Below are 13,909 nucleotides of genomic sequence, written 5' to 3'. Positions count from 1 at the left end.
CCACGTACACCACTACGCGTAAAGCGGCAGGTCCTGAGTGGTGATCGTCCACTCTCCGATCGTCACATCCTCGCCGTACACGAATTCCTTGCGGGTGGCGTAGCGAGGGCCGCTCGGCGTCGGGTGGATGTCGGAGAGCGGGTCGAAGATCACATACAGCGGAATACCCAGGAGGGGGTAGTCGCGCATCTTGCTCACCCAGTCGTTGTCCGGGTTGGACCGGGAAACGACTTCGATCGCGGCGATGAGGGTACGCGGATCGAAGGGTCCCTCGACTTCCATGTCCGCCTCGGCGATCACCATCACGTCAGGGTGCCGCATGATGCGCCGCCGCGGCTGGGCAGCGGCAGTGTCTAGGCTCGGAACCTCGGCGCGGCACACAGAAGCACGGGTTTCCGGGCTCCGGTGGACGGGCGGCCGGCCGCCTCATCGGCCCCACATCGGCAGGTCGAATTCCGCCCAGACCGTCTTGCAGGGGAACGGTCCGCAGCACGTCCCCCATCGGTCGGCGAGCGCCTCGACGAGGATCAGGCCGTAACCCGATTCCCGTACGCCCGTGTCCGGAGGGGCCGGGAGCCGGTCACCCCGGGCGTCCGTCACCTCGATACGGAGCGTGTCCGCGTCAGACAGGACGGCGAGGCGGAAGTCCCGGCCGGGTACGCACCCGTGCGTAGCGGCGTTCGCGGCCAGCTCGGCAACGACCTGAGCCGGGGCTTCGAACGGCAGCCCCCATGACCGGAGTTCCTCCGTGGCGAGGAGCCGCGCGAGGCGGGCACCCCGGCGGGTGGCGGACAGCTGGACCTTGAACTGGAGCTTGTACGCGGCGATTTCCTGATTCACGTCACTCAGCGTGGTCGTCCGTGTCTACGCTGAAAAGTGATTCGGCCGGTACGCACGGTGACTGTCCTGGCGTTGTCCAGGAGTGTCCCCGCTGTCCAGGAGGTGGGAGCGGATGAACGTTGACGGAGCGGATGAGGCGAGCTGGGAAGGCCCGGAAGACGAGACACAAGCCGTCGTCGAGGCGGTCGGCCGCCAGCTGAAAATGTGGCGCAAGGCCGCGGGACTGAGCCCGGCGGAATTCGGGGCGCTCATGGGGTACGGGGAGAACCTGATCTACAAGATCGAGCGGGGTGTGCGTATCCCCCGCCCGGAGTTCCTCGACAAGGCGGATGAGGTGCTGGGGGCGGGCGGCAAGATCGCCGCAATGAAGGAGGACCTGGAGCAGGCCAGGTACCCGAAGAAGGTCCGGAAATTGGCCAAGCTGGAGTCGGAAGCGGTCGAACTCGGGGGCTACAGCAACCACAACCTGCATGGACTATTGCAGACGAAGGAGTACGCGACGGCACTGTTCGAGATGCGAAGGCCTGCGTACTCGCAGGACGAGGTGGAGCGACTCGTGGCGGCCCGCATGAACCGACAGGCAATCTTCGATCGAGCTCCTGCTCCAGCGCTCATGTTTGTCCAGGAAGAGGTGACGCTTCGTCGCCCCCTCGGAGGCACAATGGCCTTGCGCCGACAACTCGAACGTCTGCTGGAGATCGGACAGTTGCGTAACGTCGAGATCCAGGTAATGCCGACCGACCGCGAGGACCACGCCGGAATGGGCGGCGAGATTGAGGTCCTGAAGTTCGGTGATGGTTCCGTTGTGGGCCGCGCCGAGGATCGATCCTTTGCCGGTGCGATCTCCGACCCCAAGCAACTTCGGGTCCTCGAACTGCGGTATGGAATCATCCGGTCCCAGGCTCTCACCCCACGAGAGTCGTTGGCATTCATCGAGAAGCTGCGGGGAGAGACATGACGCTGAGGCCTTCCGGTACCACGCTGGTGTGGAGAAAGAGCAGCTACAGCGGCAGCGACAACAACGACTGCGTAGAAGTTGCCTGGCAGAAGAGCAGCTACAGCGACCAGGGCAATGGCAACGAGTGCATCGAAGTCGCCACCACCCCCGACACCATCCGCATCCGCGACTCCATGAACCCCCACGGTCCGCAGCTGCGCGTCCAACCGGCTGCCTGGGCCGACTTCCTGGCGTACGCCGCCGACCGGGGCTGACTCGGGACGAAAGGCCTCGGGCGCCCGCGTCCCCTCAGGCGATCATCCCCAGCTCCGGGTCCTCGCGGAGCTTGGCCAGGGCGCGGGAGACGGCGCTCTTGACCGTGCCGACCGAGACCTCCATGACCTCGGCGGTCTGGGCCTCGCTGAGGTCCTCGTAATACCTGAGGACGACCATGGCCCGCTGGCGGGGCGGCAGTCGCAGCACCGCGCGCCACATCGCGTCGCGCAGGCCCTGGAGCTCGGCCGGGTCGGGCGCCGGCAGCGGGTCCGGCTCCGGCAGCTCGTCGACGGCGAACTCCTCCACCTTGCGCTTGCGCCACTGGGAGGTGCGGGTGTTGATCAGCGCGCGGCGGACGTAGCCGTCCAGGGCGCGGTGGTCCTCGATGCGCTCCCAGGCCATGAAGGTCTTGGTGAGCGCGGTCTGGAGAAGGTCCTCGGCGTCGTTCGGGTTACCGGACATCGACCGCGCAGCGCGCAGCAGGACCGGCCCCCGGGCCCGTACATAGGACGAGAACGTCGGGAACACAGCGGCGGTCGAAGCGCTTGTGCACACTGGCGTGGTCATGTGGACCACGCTAGGAGCGAGGGTGGTCCCAGCGGATCGCCCCCAGGTGCCGAAGCGTCATCCGCCTCAAGTTGTACGGGTAGGGGCCGCCGGACCTCCTTTGGGGGGACGGCCGGGGCGGTTCCCCCAAGGGGACGGCGCGTGCCACACCCTCCCCTTCTGTCCCACCCGTCCCAGGCTGCCGCCTCTTCCTGGGCGGTGTCGTAGGCCTGGCGGACGGCGGTGACCTGCGGAAGCCGCCGGGCAGCCGCTAGCCGTCCGCGCCCAGGACCAGCCCCGAGGTCGGCACCCCCGTGCCGGCCGTGACCAGTACATGCGCGGGGGTGCCGGCCTGGTTGACGGAGGTGCCGCGGAGCTGGCGGACGGCCTCGGCGATGCCGTTCATGCCGTGCAGATAGGCCTCGCCGAGCTGGCCGCCGTGGGTGTTGAGGGGGAGGGCGTCCGCGGCGACGAGATCGGCGGCCTCGCCGGGGGCGCAGAAGCCGAACTCCTCCAGCTGCATCAGCACGAAGGGGGTGAAGTGGTCGTAGAGGATCGCGACGTCGATGTCGGCGGGGGTCAGTCCGGAGGTGCGCCAGAGCTGGCGGGCGACCACCTGCATCTCGGGGAGGCCGGTCAGCGCGTCGCGGTAGAAGCTGGTCATCTGCTCCTGGGCGCGGCCCGCGCCCTGTGCGGCGGCGGTGATCAGTGCCGGCGGGTTAGGCAGCGTGCGGGCCCGCTCGGGCGAGGTCACCACGATCGCCTGGGCGCCGTCCGTCTCCTGGCAGCAGTCCAGCAGCCGCAGCGGCTCCACGATCCAGCGGGAGGCGGCGTGGTCGGCGAGGGTGATCGGCCGGCGGTGGAAGTACGCGGCCGGGTTGGTGGCGGCATGGCGGCGGTCGGTGACCGCGACATGGCCGAAGGCGTCCGGCGTCAGCCCGTAGGTGTGGAGGTAGCGCTGGGCGGCCATGGCCACCCAGGAGGCGGGGGTGAGCAGGCCGAACGGAAGGTTCCAGCCGAGTGCCGCCCCCTCGGCGGAGGGCTCCCGCTGCTGTACGCCGGAGCCGAAGCGGCGGACGGAGCGCTCGTTGAACGCGCGGTAGCAGACGACGACTTCGGCGAGGCCGGTGGCGACCGCGAGGGCCGCCTGCTGGACGGTGGCGCAGGCCGCGCCGCCCCCGTAGTGGACCCGGGAGAAGAACGACAGTTCGCCGATGCCGGCCGCCTGCGCGACGGTGATCTCGGGGTTGGTGTCCATGGTGAAGGTGACCATGCCGTCGACGTCCGCGGGGCTCAGCCCGGCATCGTCGAGGGCGGCCCGTACGGCCTCGACGGCGAGCTTCAGTTCGCTGCGGCCGGAGTCCTTGGAGAACTCGGTCGCACCGATTCCGGCGATCGCGGCACGGCCGCCGAGGGAGTCGGCGCGGTGGATGCTCATGTGGTGCCCTTGGGGTGGCTCATCGTCGTCGCGTCTTCCGGGAGGCTCACCGTCGCCGTGCCGGTTACGTGGTGGCCGAGGCCGTTCGCACCGACGATCCGCACCACGGCCGTACCGTCCGACACCTCGGTGACGGTGCCGCGCAACACCATGGTGTCTCCCGGGTAGTTGGGGACGCCCAGGCGGATGGCGACCTTGCGCAGGACGCAGCGCGGCCCGAAGTGGTCGGTGAGATAGCGGCCGACCAGCCCGTTGGTGGTGAGGATGTTCATGAAGATGTCCGGGGAGCCCTTCTCCCGGGCCGCCTCGGTGTCGTGGTGCACGTCCTGGTAGTCACGGGAGGCGAGTGCTCCGGCGACGATCAGGGTGCGGGTGATCGGGACGGTGAGCGCCGGAAGCTCGTCACCTGGATTGATCTCGTCACCGGCTTTCATGGGGTGGCCTCCTGCCGGTTCTGCAAATCCCGCGCTTCCCGTGACGTGAGCAACTGCCCCAGCTCTTCGAGCACTTCGGCGCCCGAGCCCAGATAGCCGGCCAGTTGCCGGCCCCACAGGAAGTGCCGGTGGACGGGGTGTTCCAGGTCGGCGCCGATACCGCCGTGCAGATGCTGGCCGGTGTGCACCACACGGGTGCCCGCCTCGGCGGCCCACCAGGCGGCGGTCAGCGCCTGCTCCCCGGCGTCCAGGCCCGCGTCCCGGCGCCAGGCCGCCTCGTACGCGGTCAGCCGGATCGCCTCGGTGTCCATATAGGCGTCGGCGGCGCGCAGCAGGACGCCCTGGTGGGTGGAGAGCGGACGGCCGAACTGCTCACGCGTGGTCGTGTGGGACACCGCACGCGCCAGGGACCCGGCGCAGACCCCGGCCTGGAGGCCGGCGAAGGCGGTACGGGCGGTGGCCAGGACATCGGCGTACGGGCGGGTGGCGGGCGACTGCGGTGCGGCCGCGTCCCGGCCCGGACGTTCGGCCTCGTCCGAGCCCAGGCATTCGGCCGCGTCCGGCCCCAGGCGTTCGGCAGGGGCGTCGTCGAGGGTGAGCCGGCCCGCCGACCAGGGGGCGGTGGTCTCGACCGGGTCCCGTCGCACCCCGGGGGCGTCGGTACGAAGCAGCCACAGCGTCCGCGTCGCCCCGTCCGGCACCAGCACATGGGTGGCCGCGCACAGCCACGGCACTACGGGGACGCTGCCGGTCAGCCGCCCCGCCCCGTCCGCCGACGGCGCCGCCCGCACCCCGCCCGGCCGGGCCGGAAAGGCCCCGGTCGCGATCGCGGCGCCGTCCTGGAACGCCGTGAGCAACCGCGCCCGTTGGTCCGCATCGCCGTGCGCACCGACCGCCAGCAGGCCGTAGACGCAGCTCGCGGCGAACGGCACCTGCGCCGTCGTACGCCCCTGCTCCTCCAGCATCAGGACGAGGCCGAGCAGCCCGGTCTCCGCCACCGCGCCCGGCAGCCCGGCCGTGCACAGCGCCTTCCAGAGCTCGGCGTCCGTACCGCCGCCGCAGTCGGCGAGGCGCTCGGGGGTGGACAGATCGCCGAAGATCTCCGCAGCCAGTTCGCGGGCCGCCGTCTGCTCCGGTGTGGGGGTGAAGTCCATGTCACCCCTCACCGCCCGGCGTCGCACGGAAGACCGGCAGCTCGTACTCCTCGTCCACCCGCTGAAAGGCGAGCCGGACGGGCATGCCGATGCGCACCTGGTCGTACGGGACGCCGACGATGTTGCTGACCATCCGCACCCCCTCCGCGAGTTCGATCAGTCCGACCGCGTAGGGCGGGTCGAAGGCGGGGAAGGGCGGGTGGTGCAGCACGACGTAGGAGAAGACCGTTCCCTCGCCGCTCGCCTCTACGGTGTCCCACTCCGGTGACCCGCACCGGGAGCACCCCGGCAGCCAGGGGAACCGCAGCGTCCGGCAGCCCGTGCACCGCTGGATCAGCAGCCGGTGCCGGGCGACGCCTTCCCAGAAGCCGGCGTTGTCGCGGTTGATGACGGGGCGGGGGCGCCGCGGGGCGGACCGAGCGGCTGCGGCGGGCTGCTCCGGATTCCGTTCCGGCGGCCGCTCGGGCTTCCGCTCCGGCGGGGCCTCCCGGGCGTCCGGGGCCTTCCCGGCCGCCGGGGCGTACTTGAGGATCCGGAAGCGATGCGTCCCCGCCGGCTCCCCGTCCGCGCGTACGTCCATCCGCGTCGTGACGAAGTGCCCCGTCCCCAGCTTTGTCGTCTTACGCTCCGATACGGCTTCGATCACCGCGTCGAAGGTGATGCGGTCACCCGGCCGCAACGGCCGCAGGTACTCCTGCTCGCAGTCGGTGGCGACGACGGAGGTGTACCCGGCGCCGTCCAGCAGCGCGAAGAGTTCGTCGAACGCGCCCGAGCGGTCCGTATGGCCGGAGAGGCCACCCATCGTCCAAGCCTGGAGCATCGTCGGCGGAGCGATGGCATCCGGCCCCCGATAGGCCGGTCCGGTGTCGCCCACCGCCTCGCACCAATGCCTGATCATCGGCGCGTTGACCAGGTCCTTGCCGACCCCCGAGGTCGCGGCCTGCCGCCCCTCGTACGCCTTGAGCCGCTCGTGGGGGAGCGCGTCCACGGCCCGGGCGGTACGCGCCCCAGGCCCCGGCTCCCGGTGCGCCGGCTCCCCCTCCGCCCGCTGCTCCCGCGCCGACTCCCCCTGCGCCGGCCCCTCCTGCGCCACCTCGCTCATCGCCGCCCCCTCCGCATCCCCAGCCGCATCGTCGCGACGATCTCCCGCTGGATCTCGCTCACTCCGCCCCCGAAGGTGTTGATCTGCGCGGCACGGTTCATCCGCTCCAATTCGCCGTTCCCGAAGGCGCCCGGTGAACCGGCCCGTACCAGGGCGGCGTCCCCCGCCACCTCCTGGCACATTCGATAGACCTCGACGGCGCTCTCCGTCCCGGCGAACTTCACCCCGCCGGCGTCTCCGGGGCTGAGCGTCCCGGCGCCCACGTCGCCGACCAGCCGCCAGTTCAGCAGCCGGGTCGCGGCCAGCCGGGCGTGCGCCTCGGCGAGCCGGGACCGTACCCAGGGGCGATCCGCGGGCCGCTCGCCGGTCTCCGGATCCGGCGTACGGGCGTACGCCAGCGCCGCGTCGAAGGAGTCCTCGGCCTGCATCCCGAGGGCGGCCAGGGCGACGCGTTCGTGGTTGAGCTGGTGGGTGATCAGCTGCCAGCCGCCGTTCTCCTCGCCGACGAGGTTCCCGGCCGGGACGCGGATGCCGTCGTAGTAGGTGGCGGTGGTCATCAGCCCGCCGACCGTCTCGATCGGCGTCCAGGAGAAGCCGGGTGCGTCGGTGGGCACCAGGAGGAGGGAGATTCCTCGGTGCTTGGGCGCGTCGGGGTCGGTGCGGCAGGCGAGCCAGATCCAGTCGGCCCGGTGGGCGTTGCTGGTGAAGCTCTTGACGCCGTTGATCAGCCAGTGGGTGCCCTCGGCTGCGCCCGCTCCACCCGGCTGTTTCACCGCGCGGGTGCGGAGTGCGGCAAGGTCGGTGCCGGCCTCGGGCTCCGTATAGCCGATCGCAAAGACCAGCTCGCCACTGAGGATGCGGGGCAGGAAGAAGTCCTTCTGCTGCGGGGTGCCGTACTTCATCAGGGTCGGGCCGACGGTGTTGAGCGTGACCATCGAGACCGGAGCGCCCGCGCGGTACGCCTCGTCGAAGAAGACGAACTGCTCGTCGGGCCCGCGGCCCTGCCCGCCGTACGCGGTCGGCCAGCCCATCCCCAGCATGCCGTCGGCGCCGATCCGGCGCAGCACCGCACGCTGCTGTGCGGCGTCCTCGACCGGCCCGTTCGGCAGCAACTCACGAAAGTAGCTTCGTAGCCGGCTGCGCAGCTGCTCCTGGCGCGCGGTGGGGGCGAGGTGCACGTCGGCGGCCTCCCCTTCTGGTGGCCGTACGCCCGTTGCGCAGGGAGCCGGGCACACGAACGAAGCGAGCGGGTTTCTGACTGTCTGTCAGAAACCCGCTCACTGTCAAGGCCGGCGCAGCGAACTCCGGAGCAGCCCCATTCACTCCGTGCCGGCCCTGACGCCTCACCCGTCGGTCAGCCGCACCGCACTCCCCTTGCGGCGGGCCGCCGACTCACCAGAGCTTGGTGAAGTTGACGGTGGTGTTGGTCTGGTCGATCTGGGTGGGACCGGAGCCGTTCACGCTCGCGGTGTTGTTCTGATTGGCGGCGCCGGCTCCGTTGGCGACCTGCTGGCCCGTGGTCGAGTTGCCGAGGTTGGCGCCGCCGACACCGCTCCCCTCCTGGCTCGTCGCCGCCGAACTCGACCCGCCGGTCGCAAAGCCGCCGTTGTCGGCCTGCGCCACGCCGGTGCAGAGCACGGCCGCGCACGGAAGTGCGGCGGCAGCGGCGAGAACGCGGGCGGTACGGATGCTTGCCATGTTTCTCTTCCTCCTACGGAACACGACTTCTGGATCTACCGCGCCGACTCTGGCGCGGACCTGCTGCGCGGGGGTCCGATGTACGACTGACTTACGACTCTGATGTACGGCTCTGCTTTGCGGGTCCGCTTTACGGGTCCGCTTTACGGCTCTGCTTTACGGCTCTGCTTTACGGCGCTCTTGTAGGGCTCTACTGCGCGGGACCGGAATTGCTGGACCCGCCGATCCGGTCTCACGTCCCGTCTCACACGATCCGGGCTCGACTCACTGGAACTCTGTTGCGTCACCGGGCAGTTGGCCGACCACCGCGATGCTTGCCTCGACGTCGCGCACTCAGGCTTGCCCACGAATCCGCCGCGAACCCATCGCGAGACCCCGATTCCCCCGCAAGCATGAGCACCCCCGAATAAACCCCTGCCGCCCCGCGCCCTCGCCCGCGCGCACCCCCTCGACGACGACAGGTCCCGCCACACCCCCACCACACGCCCCACGACAAGGCCTACCGCCCTAACCCCGATCCCCCGAACCCCGTCCCACCCGGCCGACGCACCCGGCGCACGGGCCGCTCCGTCCACACCCCCTTCCCTTCATCGAACGCTCGTACGAAAATAGAGCCATGGCCACGCACCGAAGCCATGGACGCCACACCGAAACACCGACCGACCGCCGGCCCGATCCACGCCCCGACCACCCGCCCGACCTGCGAGCCGACCTGCAGCCCGACGCGTCGCTCGACGTGCCGCCCGATGTGCCGGCCGGGCCGCCCGCCTCCGACGCCCTGCCGGACCCACCTCCCGGACGTCGGCCTGATGCCGCGACCGGAGCGCGCCCGCATACGGCCACCCCTGCCACCCCTCGCACCACCGAGCACCCGGACGCCCAGGGCACGGCCCCCACACCCACCGAGCCGCCGGAACCGCACGCCGCCGCGCTCGCCGAGGCACTCCTCGCGGCCGGCCGCGGCTACCCCGTCATCCCGCTGACCCGCAACAAGCTCCCCGCCATACGGTCCCCGCACCGCGGCCGCCCCGAGAGCCCGCCCTGCCGCGGCCAGTGCGGCCGGCTCGGGCACGGCGTCCATGACGCCAGCACCGACCCGCTCACCATCCGCCGGATGTTCGCCACCGCCCCCTGGGCCACCGGCTACGGCATCGCCTGCGGACGCCCCCCGCACCACCTCATCGGCATCGATCTCGACACCAAGAACGGCGCCGACGGCCTGACCGCCCTGCGGTTCCTCGCCGAACAGCACGACTTCCCGATCCCGCCGACCGTCACGGTCCTCACCCCCAGCGGCGGCCGCCACCTCTGGTTCACCGGCCCACCGTCGCCACCCATACCGAACTCAGCCGGGCGGCTCGCCCCGGGCATCGACATCCGCGGCACAGCCGGCTATCTCGTGGGCCCCGGCTCGGTCACCACCCACGGGCGATATGCCCACGCACCGCACACACCCCGCCACCCCGCCCCCCTGCCGGGCGCCCTGCTCGACCTCCTCCTCGCCCCGCCGCCGTCCGCCCACCGCGAGCCCCCGCCCGACGTTGCACCCCAGCACGCCGCGGCGCTCATACGCTTCGTACGCACCGCCCCGGACGGCCAGCGCAATGCCCGGCTCTTCTGGGCCGCCTGCCGCGCCCACGAAGCCGGCCTCGGCCAGGAACTCGCCGCCCGCCTGACCCAGGCCGCCCGCGACACCGGCCTCTCCGCACACGAGGCCCACGCGACGATCGCCTCAGCGGCCCGCGCCACTTCCTCCTCCACACCCGACAACCACTAGCAACCCCGAACACCACAACCCCAGGCACGGACCTCACTCAGGCCCCAAGGCCCCGCATCCTCCCCACCTATCCCTTACGCGCCTCGATCAGGAACCGGGTCGTCCGCGCCACGAACGCCCCCTCGCGACGCATCAACTCGTCCAGCTCCCGCAACCGCTCCCGATAGCGCTCCACCGTGAACCCGGGGACCATCCACACCACCTTCCGCAGGAAGTAGACGACCGCCCCGATGTCGAAGAACTCGGTCCGCAGCGACTCCGCCCGCAGATCGACCACCTCAAGCCCGGCCGCCTCCGCCTCCTGGCACGCGTCCTCGGGATGACGAGCCCGCCGTATGTGCTCCGGCTGCGGCCCCAGAAAGTACTCGACCAGCTCGAACACACTGGCCGGACCGACCTGTTGGGAGAAGTACGTACCCCCCGGCCGCAGCACGCGCGCGATCTCCGCCCACCACACCGACACCGGATGACGGCTGGTCACCAGATCGAACGCCGCATCGCCGAACGGCAGCGGGGGCTCGTCCGCATCGGCCACCACGACCGCCCCGCGCGGATGCAGCAGCGCGGTGGCCTGGGCGACATTCGGCGGCCAGGACTCCGTCGCCACCATCACCGGCGGCAGCTTCGCCGCCCCGGCGAGCACCTCACCGCCGCCGGTCTGCACGTCCAACGCGGCCGACGCCCGCGCCAGCCGCTCGCCCATCGCCCGCTGATACCCCCACGAGGGCCGCTCCTCCGTGGCCCGCCCGTCCAGCCACGAAAAGTCCCACCCCTCAACCGACACGGCCTCAGCCTCGGCCACCAATTCCTCAAACGAACGCCTCATACCTCCACACTCACCGCAAACCTCGTACGCTGCCAGCGTTTTACGCCCCCACTGCCCCTCGCCCCTGCTACTTCTCCCCCTGGCTCCCGACCAGGAAAGCGAGCTCCGGACGGTCCCACATCACCACCGGCGGATTCGCCGGCACCATTCCGACGGGCCGGGCGCCCACGCTGCGATAAAAACCCTCGGCGGGCGGATGCGAAACCACCCGCACCCGCTCGATGCCCAGGCGCCGCGCCTCTCCTTGCATGTGCTCGACCAGCCGACGCCCTATCCCGTACCCCTGCGCCTGATCCCCCACAAACATCAGATCAAGCTCGGCCGGCTCCACCACCAACGCATAAAACCCCAACACCCGCTCATTACAACGGGCTTCCCCACCAACTGCCTCCTCCACACCAACATCCGCATCCGCATCCATGGCCACAGCCACAAAGACCCGATGCGCCTCGATGTAATCCGGCCCCACCCGATATCCGTCGACCATCGCGGCATAGCGCCCCTCATACGCCCGCGAACTGCGCACCATCCGCGTGAGCCGCCGCGCATCCCTCCCCTCGGCCCGCCGCACCACCACAGCGCCCAACCGGCCCGCACCCCCGACCCCCGCCCTGCGCACACCCACGGCGACCACACCCCACTTCCCGCATAACGCCCGGACAGGAACCCAACAACATCGGCCATTCACATTCCAATTACCCCCAACCCACCCTACCTCGCCACCCACACAAACCTCCCCCACCAACAAATCAACCCCAGCCCAACACAAACCCCCTCCCTTGTTGCATACAAACAGCGACCAGGAACAAAGCAGTTACACCGCCACTTTCTGTTTTCTCAGAAAACTGCAGAATTGCCCCCGTAAAGAAATCCCCCTCCAGCGCCTCGACTGGCACTGGCCGGAATGACAGAGAGCCGGCACCGGCCATCAGCCCGGAGAAGGCGGTCGCCCCCCAGGAGCACCACCCAGCACCTCCCGCCACAGCGCGGGCCCGCCCGTTCGACGCATGGCATCACCTGGCATCACCCGGCATCGTCTGGCATCACATGACGTCGGATGACACAGGCTTGGCACCATCCGGCGTCACCCGGCACCACCCGGCATCACCCGGCGCCTTCTAGCGCCACCCAGTGCCACCCGACGCCACCCCCCGCCCCCCACAGCAACTGAGCAACCACGCACGGCGCCACAATGACCCAGCTCACCCCCTTAGCCTTTCACCAGCTCAGAGCGGCCCCCCTCAAGCCCGCCCCACACCCCCTCCCCACACGCACACCACTCACACTTGCGCATGGCACCACAGTGGTGCCACTATGACGCCATGGACCTCACTCCGTATGTCGACACCCTGCGTCGCGAACTCGCGGTGGCCGCCGAAGCCGGCGGGAAAGACGCCCGCGAGCTGGCCGAACGGCTCACCGCTCCCCTGGAGTCGGCGACCCGTCTGACCATGCTCAATGTGCTCTCCGCCGCGATGGACGAGATCACCCGCGAGCTCGCCCCCGGCTCGGTCGACGTACGGCTGCGCGGGCTGGACCCCGACTTCGTGGTGACGCTGCCGCCCGGCGACAGCGGCCCCCCGGAAGCAGCCGCCGCACCCGCCGAACCGCTCGCGGCGCCGCCCCCCACGGACGACGACGGTGGCACCGCCCGCGTCAATCTGCGACTGCCGGCCCACCTCAAGGCGCGCGCCGAGGAGGCCGCGAACCGCGAGGGCCTGTCGGTCAACGCGTGGCTGGTGCGCGCCGTGTCGGCCGCGGTCGACGGCGGCACACGGCCGCGTCCGACGGAGAGGGCCCACACCGTCGGACAGAACTTCAAGGGCTGGGTGCGCTAGCCGCACCCGCGCCCGCTCCACTTCACCCACACCACGTCCCCACCAGCGGGGACGACCATGAGACCCAAGAGGACGGGACAGCCATGCCTTCTTTCGACACTCCCGAACCGATCTCGGCCACGGCGCACGTGGAGGCCGGTTCCATCCGGTTCACCGCGGGCGACCGCCTCGACACGGTCGTCGAGGTGCGGCCCCGCGACCCGAAGCAGGACCGGGACGTGCGGTCGGCCGAGCAGACCGAGGTCACGTACGCAAGCGGCACCCTGACCGTCAGGACCCCCAAGCTGCGCAATTCGCTTCGCCGCCCCGGCACCGTCGATGTGACGGTCGAACTGCCCACGGGCTCACGCATCGACATGACCGGCGCCTGGGCCCAGGTGCTCGGCGAGGGCCGGCTCGGCGAGGTCCGCGTGAAGACCTCGTCCGGCGACGTCCGCCTCGACACGACCGGGCCGCTCCAGCTGACCGCCTCCCACGGCTCGATCACCGTGGACCGCGTCGAGGGCAAGGCCGAGATCACCACCAGCTCCGGCAGCCTGCGCGTCGGCCACCTCGACGGTCCCGCGGTCCTGAAGAACTCGCACGGCAGCACGACCATCGGCGCCGCGACCGGGGAGCTGCGGGTGAGCGGCGCCAACGGCGACATCGACATCGTGCGCGCCGAGGGCTCGGTCACCGCGACCACCGCGAACGGCACCCTGCGCGTGGCCGAAGTTGCCCGCGGAACCGTCCAGTTGGAGACCTCCTACGGCGCCATCGAGGTCGGAATTCGCGAGGGCACGGCCGCCTGGCTCGACGTCAGCTCGGGCTTCGGGCAGGTACGCAACACGCTCACCGCGTCCGAGTCCCCGGAGAAGGCCGAGGACACCGTAGAGGTCCGCGCCCGTACCCGGCACGGCAACATCGACGTCCTCCGCGCCAAGCCCTGAGCAACCCCGCCGCACCCTCGCATCATCCTCAACTCACCCACCTCTCCTGCTACTTGAGAATGCGAGCTGGAGGCCCCATGGCGCGATCGGGCGCGGTCTTCTGTCATGCCCACG

The 13,909-nt window shown here is 70.6% G+C and carries 15 protein-coding genes and 1 pseudogene; 5 read left to right on the top strand and 11 right to left on the bottom strand.

The genetic code is table 11. The features are described 5' to 3' along the window. Nucleotides 1–12 precede the first annotated feature (12 nt). Both BKA18_RS19235 and BKA18_RS19230 read right to left on the bottom strand, forming a co-directional pair. Nucleotides 13–324: pseudogene (locus tag BKA18_RS19235) on the bottom strand (Uma2 family endonuclease); the annotation flags it as partial. A 102-nt stretch (nt 325–426) separates the two neighbouring features. Next, complete coding sequence (locus BKA18_RS19230) at nt 427–840, bottom strand: ATP-binding protein (protein ID WP_366043989.1); 414 nt, start codon at nt 838–840, stop codon at nt 427–429. Nucleotides 841–952: 112 nt separating this feature from the next. Between BKA18_RS19230 and BKA18_RS19225 the strand changes: the two genes are divergently transcribed. Further along, the gene (locus BKA18_RS19225; protein WP_366043988.1) at nt 953–1,798 is read left to right on the top strand and encodes a helix-turn-helix domain-containing protein; all 846 of its coding nucleotides are present in this window, start codon (nt 953–955) and stop codon (nt 1,796–1,798) included. After that, a complete protein-coding gene (locus BKA18_RS19220; protein ID WP_366043987.1) occupies nt 1,795–2,052 on the top strand; it encodes a DUF397 domain-containing protein in 258 nt (85 codons plus the stop codon). The genes BKA18_RS19225 and BKA18_RS19220 overlap by 4 nt, the downstream gene beginning before the upstream one ends. Nucleotides 2,053–2,086: 34 nt before the next feature. Here BKA18_RS19220 and BKA18_RS19215 read toward each other — a convergent pair whose 3' ends face one another. From BKA18_RS19215 to BKA18_RS19185, 7 genes are all read right to left on the bottom strand, one after another. Continuing rightward, nucleotides 2,087–2,620, bottom strand: a complete 534-nt coding sequence (locus BKA18_RS19215; protein ID WP_366043986.1) for a SigE family RNA polymerase sigma factor — start codon at nt 2,618–2,620, stop codon at nt 2,087–2,089. Nucleotides 2,621–2,870: 250 nt separating this feature from the next. Next, the gene (locus tag BKA18_RS19210) at nt 2,871–4,037 is read right to left on the bottom strand and encodes a lipid-transfer protein (protein WP_366043985.1); all 1,167 of its coding nucleotides are present in this window, start codon (nt 4,035–4,037) and stop codon (nt 2,871–2,873) included. Continuing rightward, nucleotides 4,034–4,471 carry a MaoC family dehydratase gene (locus tag BKA18_RS19205; protein ID WP_366043984.1) on the bottom strand — a complete coding sequence of 146 codons (438 nt, stop codon included), beginning with the start codon at nt 4,469–4,471 and terminating at the stop codon, nt 4,034–4,036. The genes BKA18_RS19210 and BKA18_RS19205 overlap by 4 nt, the downstream gene beginning before the upstream one ends. Next, nucleotides 4,468–5,625: an acyl-CoA dehydrogenase family protein gene (locus BKA18_RS19200; RefSeq protein WP_366043983.1), complete on the bottom strand. Its 1,158-nt coding sequence runs from the start codon at nt 5,623–5,625 to the stop codon at nt 4,468–4,470. The genes BKA18_RS19205 and BKA18_RS19200 overlap by 4 nt, the downstream gene beginning before the upstream one ends. A 1-nt stretch (nt 5,626) precedes the next feature. Then, on the bottom strand, nt 5,627–6,727 hold the full coding sequence (locus BKA18_RS19195; protein WP_366043982.1) for a bifunctional MaoC family dehydratase N-terminal/OB-fold nucleic acid binding domain-containing protein: 1,101 nt from the start codon (nt 6,725–6,727) through the stop codon (nt 5,627–5,629). Further along, entirely contained in the window at nt 6,724–7,905 is a 1,182-nt protein-coding gene (locus BKA18_RS19190) for an acyl-CoA dehydrogenase family protein (RefSeq protein ID WP_366043981.1), read from the bottom strand. Before BKA18_RS19190 ends, BKA18_RS19195 begins: the two co-directional genes overlap by 4 nt. A 214-nt stretch (nt 7,906–8,119) precedes the next feature. Next, nucleotides 8,120–8,425, bottom strand: a complete 306-nt coding sequence (locus BKA18_RS19185; RefSeq protein WP_366043980.1) for a hypothetical protein — start codon at nt 8,423–8,425, stop codon at nt 8,120–8,122. A 778-nt stretch (nt 8,426–9,203) separates the two neighbouring features. Between BKA18_RS19185 and BKA18_RS19180 the strand changes: the two genes are divergently transcribed. Further along, complete coding sequence (locus BKA18_RS19180) at nt 9,204–10,202, top strand: bifunctional DNA primase/polymerase (protein ID WP_366044221.1); 999 nt, start codon at nt 9,204–9,206, stop codon at nt 10,200–10,202. Nucleotides 10,203–10,269: 67 nt separating this feature from the next. On the opposite strand, the gene BKA18_RS19175 is transcribed toward BKA18_RS19180, so the two are convergent. Both BKA18_RS19175 and BKA18_RS19170 read right to left on the bottom strand, forming a co-directional pair. Next, nucleotides 10,270–11,028 (bottom strand): class I SAM-dependent methyltransferase, encoded by a 759-nt coding sequence (locus BKA18_RS19175; protein ID WP_366043979.1) that lies wholly within the window; start codon nt 11,026–11,028, stop codon nt 10,270–10,272. Nucleotides 11,029–11,095: 67 nt separating this feature from the next. Beyond that, a complete protein-coding gene (locus BKA18_RS19170; RefSeq protein WP_429638352.1) occupies nt 11,096–11,662 on the bottom strand; it encodes a GNAT family N-acetyltransferase in 567 nt (188 codons plus the stop codon). Nucleotides 11,663–12,350: 688 nt separating this feature from the next. Here BKA18_RS19170 and BKA18_RS19165 point away from each other — a divergent pair. After that, nucleotides 12,351–12,866, top strand: coding sequence for a hypothetical protein (locus BKA18_RS19165; RefSeq protein WP_366043978.1), 516 nt, complete (start codon nt 12,351–12,353; stop codon nt 12,864–12,866). Nucleotides 12,867–12,949: 83 nt separating this feature from the next. Continuing rightward, complete coding sequence (locus tag BKA18_RS19160; RefSeq protein WP_366043977.1) at nt 12,950–13,795, top strand: DUF4097 family beta strand repeat-containing protein; 846 nt, start codon at nt 12,950–12,952, stop codon at nt 13,793–13,795. Nucleotides 13,796–13,909 lie beyond the last annotated feature (114 nt).

Source organism: Streptomyces auratus, assembly GCF_050433025.1.
Classification (GTDB): Bacteria; Actinomycetota; Actinomycetes; order Streptomycetales; family Streptomycetaceae; genus Streptomyces; species Streptomyces sioyaensis.
Note: the sequence above shows the minus strand (reverse complement) of the source record. Positions and strands in the feature narration are given on the sequence as shown.

Excerpts from the sequence above, each read along its gene's own strand:
- BKA18_RS19225 (WP_366043988.1), top strand. The coding sequence starts at position 953 with ATGAACGTTGACGGAGCGGATGAGGCGAGCTGGGAAGGCCCGGAAGAC.
- BKA18_RS19220 (WP_366043987.1), top strand. The coding sequence starts at position 1,795 with ATGACGCTGAGGCCTTCCGGTACCACGCTGGTGTGGAGAAAGAGCAGC.
- BKA18_RS19215 (WP_366043986.1), bottom strand. The coding sequence starts at position 2,620 with ATGACCACGCCAGTGTGCACAAGCGCTTCGACCGCCGCTGTGTTCCCG.
- BKA18_RS19210 (WP_366043985.1), bottom strand. The coding sequence starts at position 4,037 with ATGAGCATCCACCGCGCCGACTCCCTCGGCGGCCGTGCCGCGATCGCC.
- BKA18_RS19205 (WP_366043984.1), bottom strand. The coding sequence starts at position 4,471 with ATGAAAGCCGGTGACGAGATCAATCCAGGTGACGAGCTTCCGGCGCTC.
- BKA18_RS19200 (WP_366043983.1), bottom strand. The coding sequence starts at position 5,625 with ATGGACTTCACCCCCACACCGGAGCAGACGGCGGCCCGCGAACTGGCT.
- BKA18_RS19195 (WP_366043982.1), bottom strand. The coding sequence starts at position 6,727 with ATGAGCGAGGTGGCGCAGGAGGGGCCGGCGCAGGGGGAGTCGGCGCGG.
- BKA18_RS19185 (WP_366043980.1), bottom strand. The coding sequence starts at position 8,425 with ATGGCAAGCATCCGTACCGCCCGCGTTCTCGCCGCTGCCGCCGCACTT.
- BKA18_RS19175 (WP_366043979.1), bottom strand. The coding sequence starts at position 11,028 with ATGAGGCGTTCGTTTGAGGAATTGGTGGCCGAGGCTGAGGCCGTGTCG.
- BKA18_RS19165 (WP_366043978.1), top strand. The coding sequence starts at position 12,351 with ATGGACCTCACTCCGTATGTCGACACCCTGCGTCGCGAACTCGCGGTG.
- BKA18_RS19160 (WP_366043977.1), top strand. The coding sequence starts at position 12,950 with ATGCCTTCTTTCGACACTCCCGAACCGATCTCGGCCACGGCGCACGTG.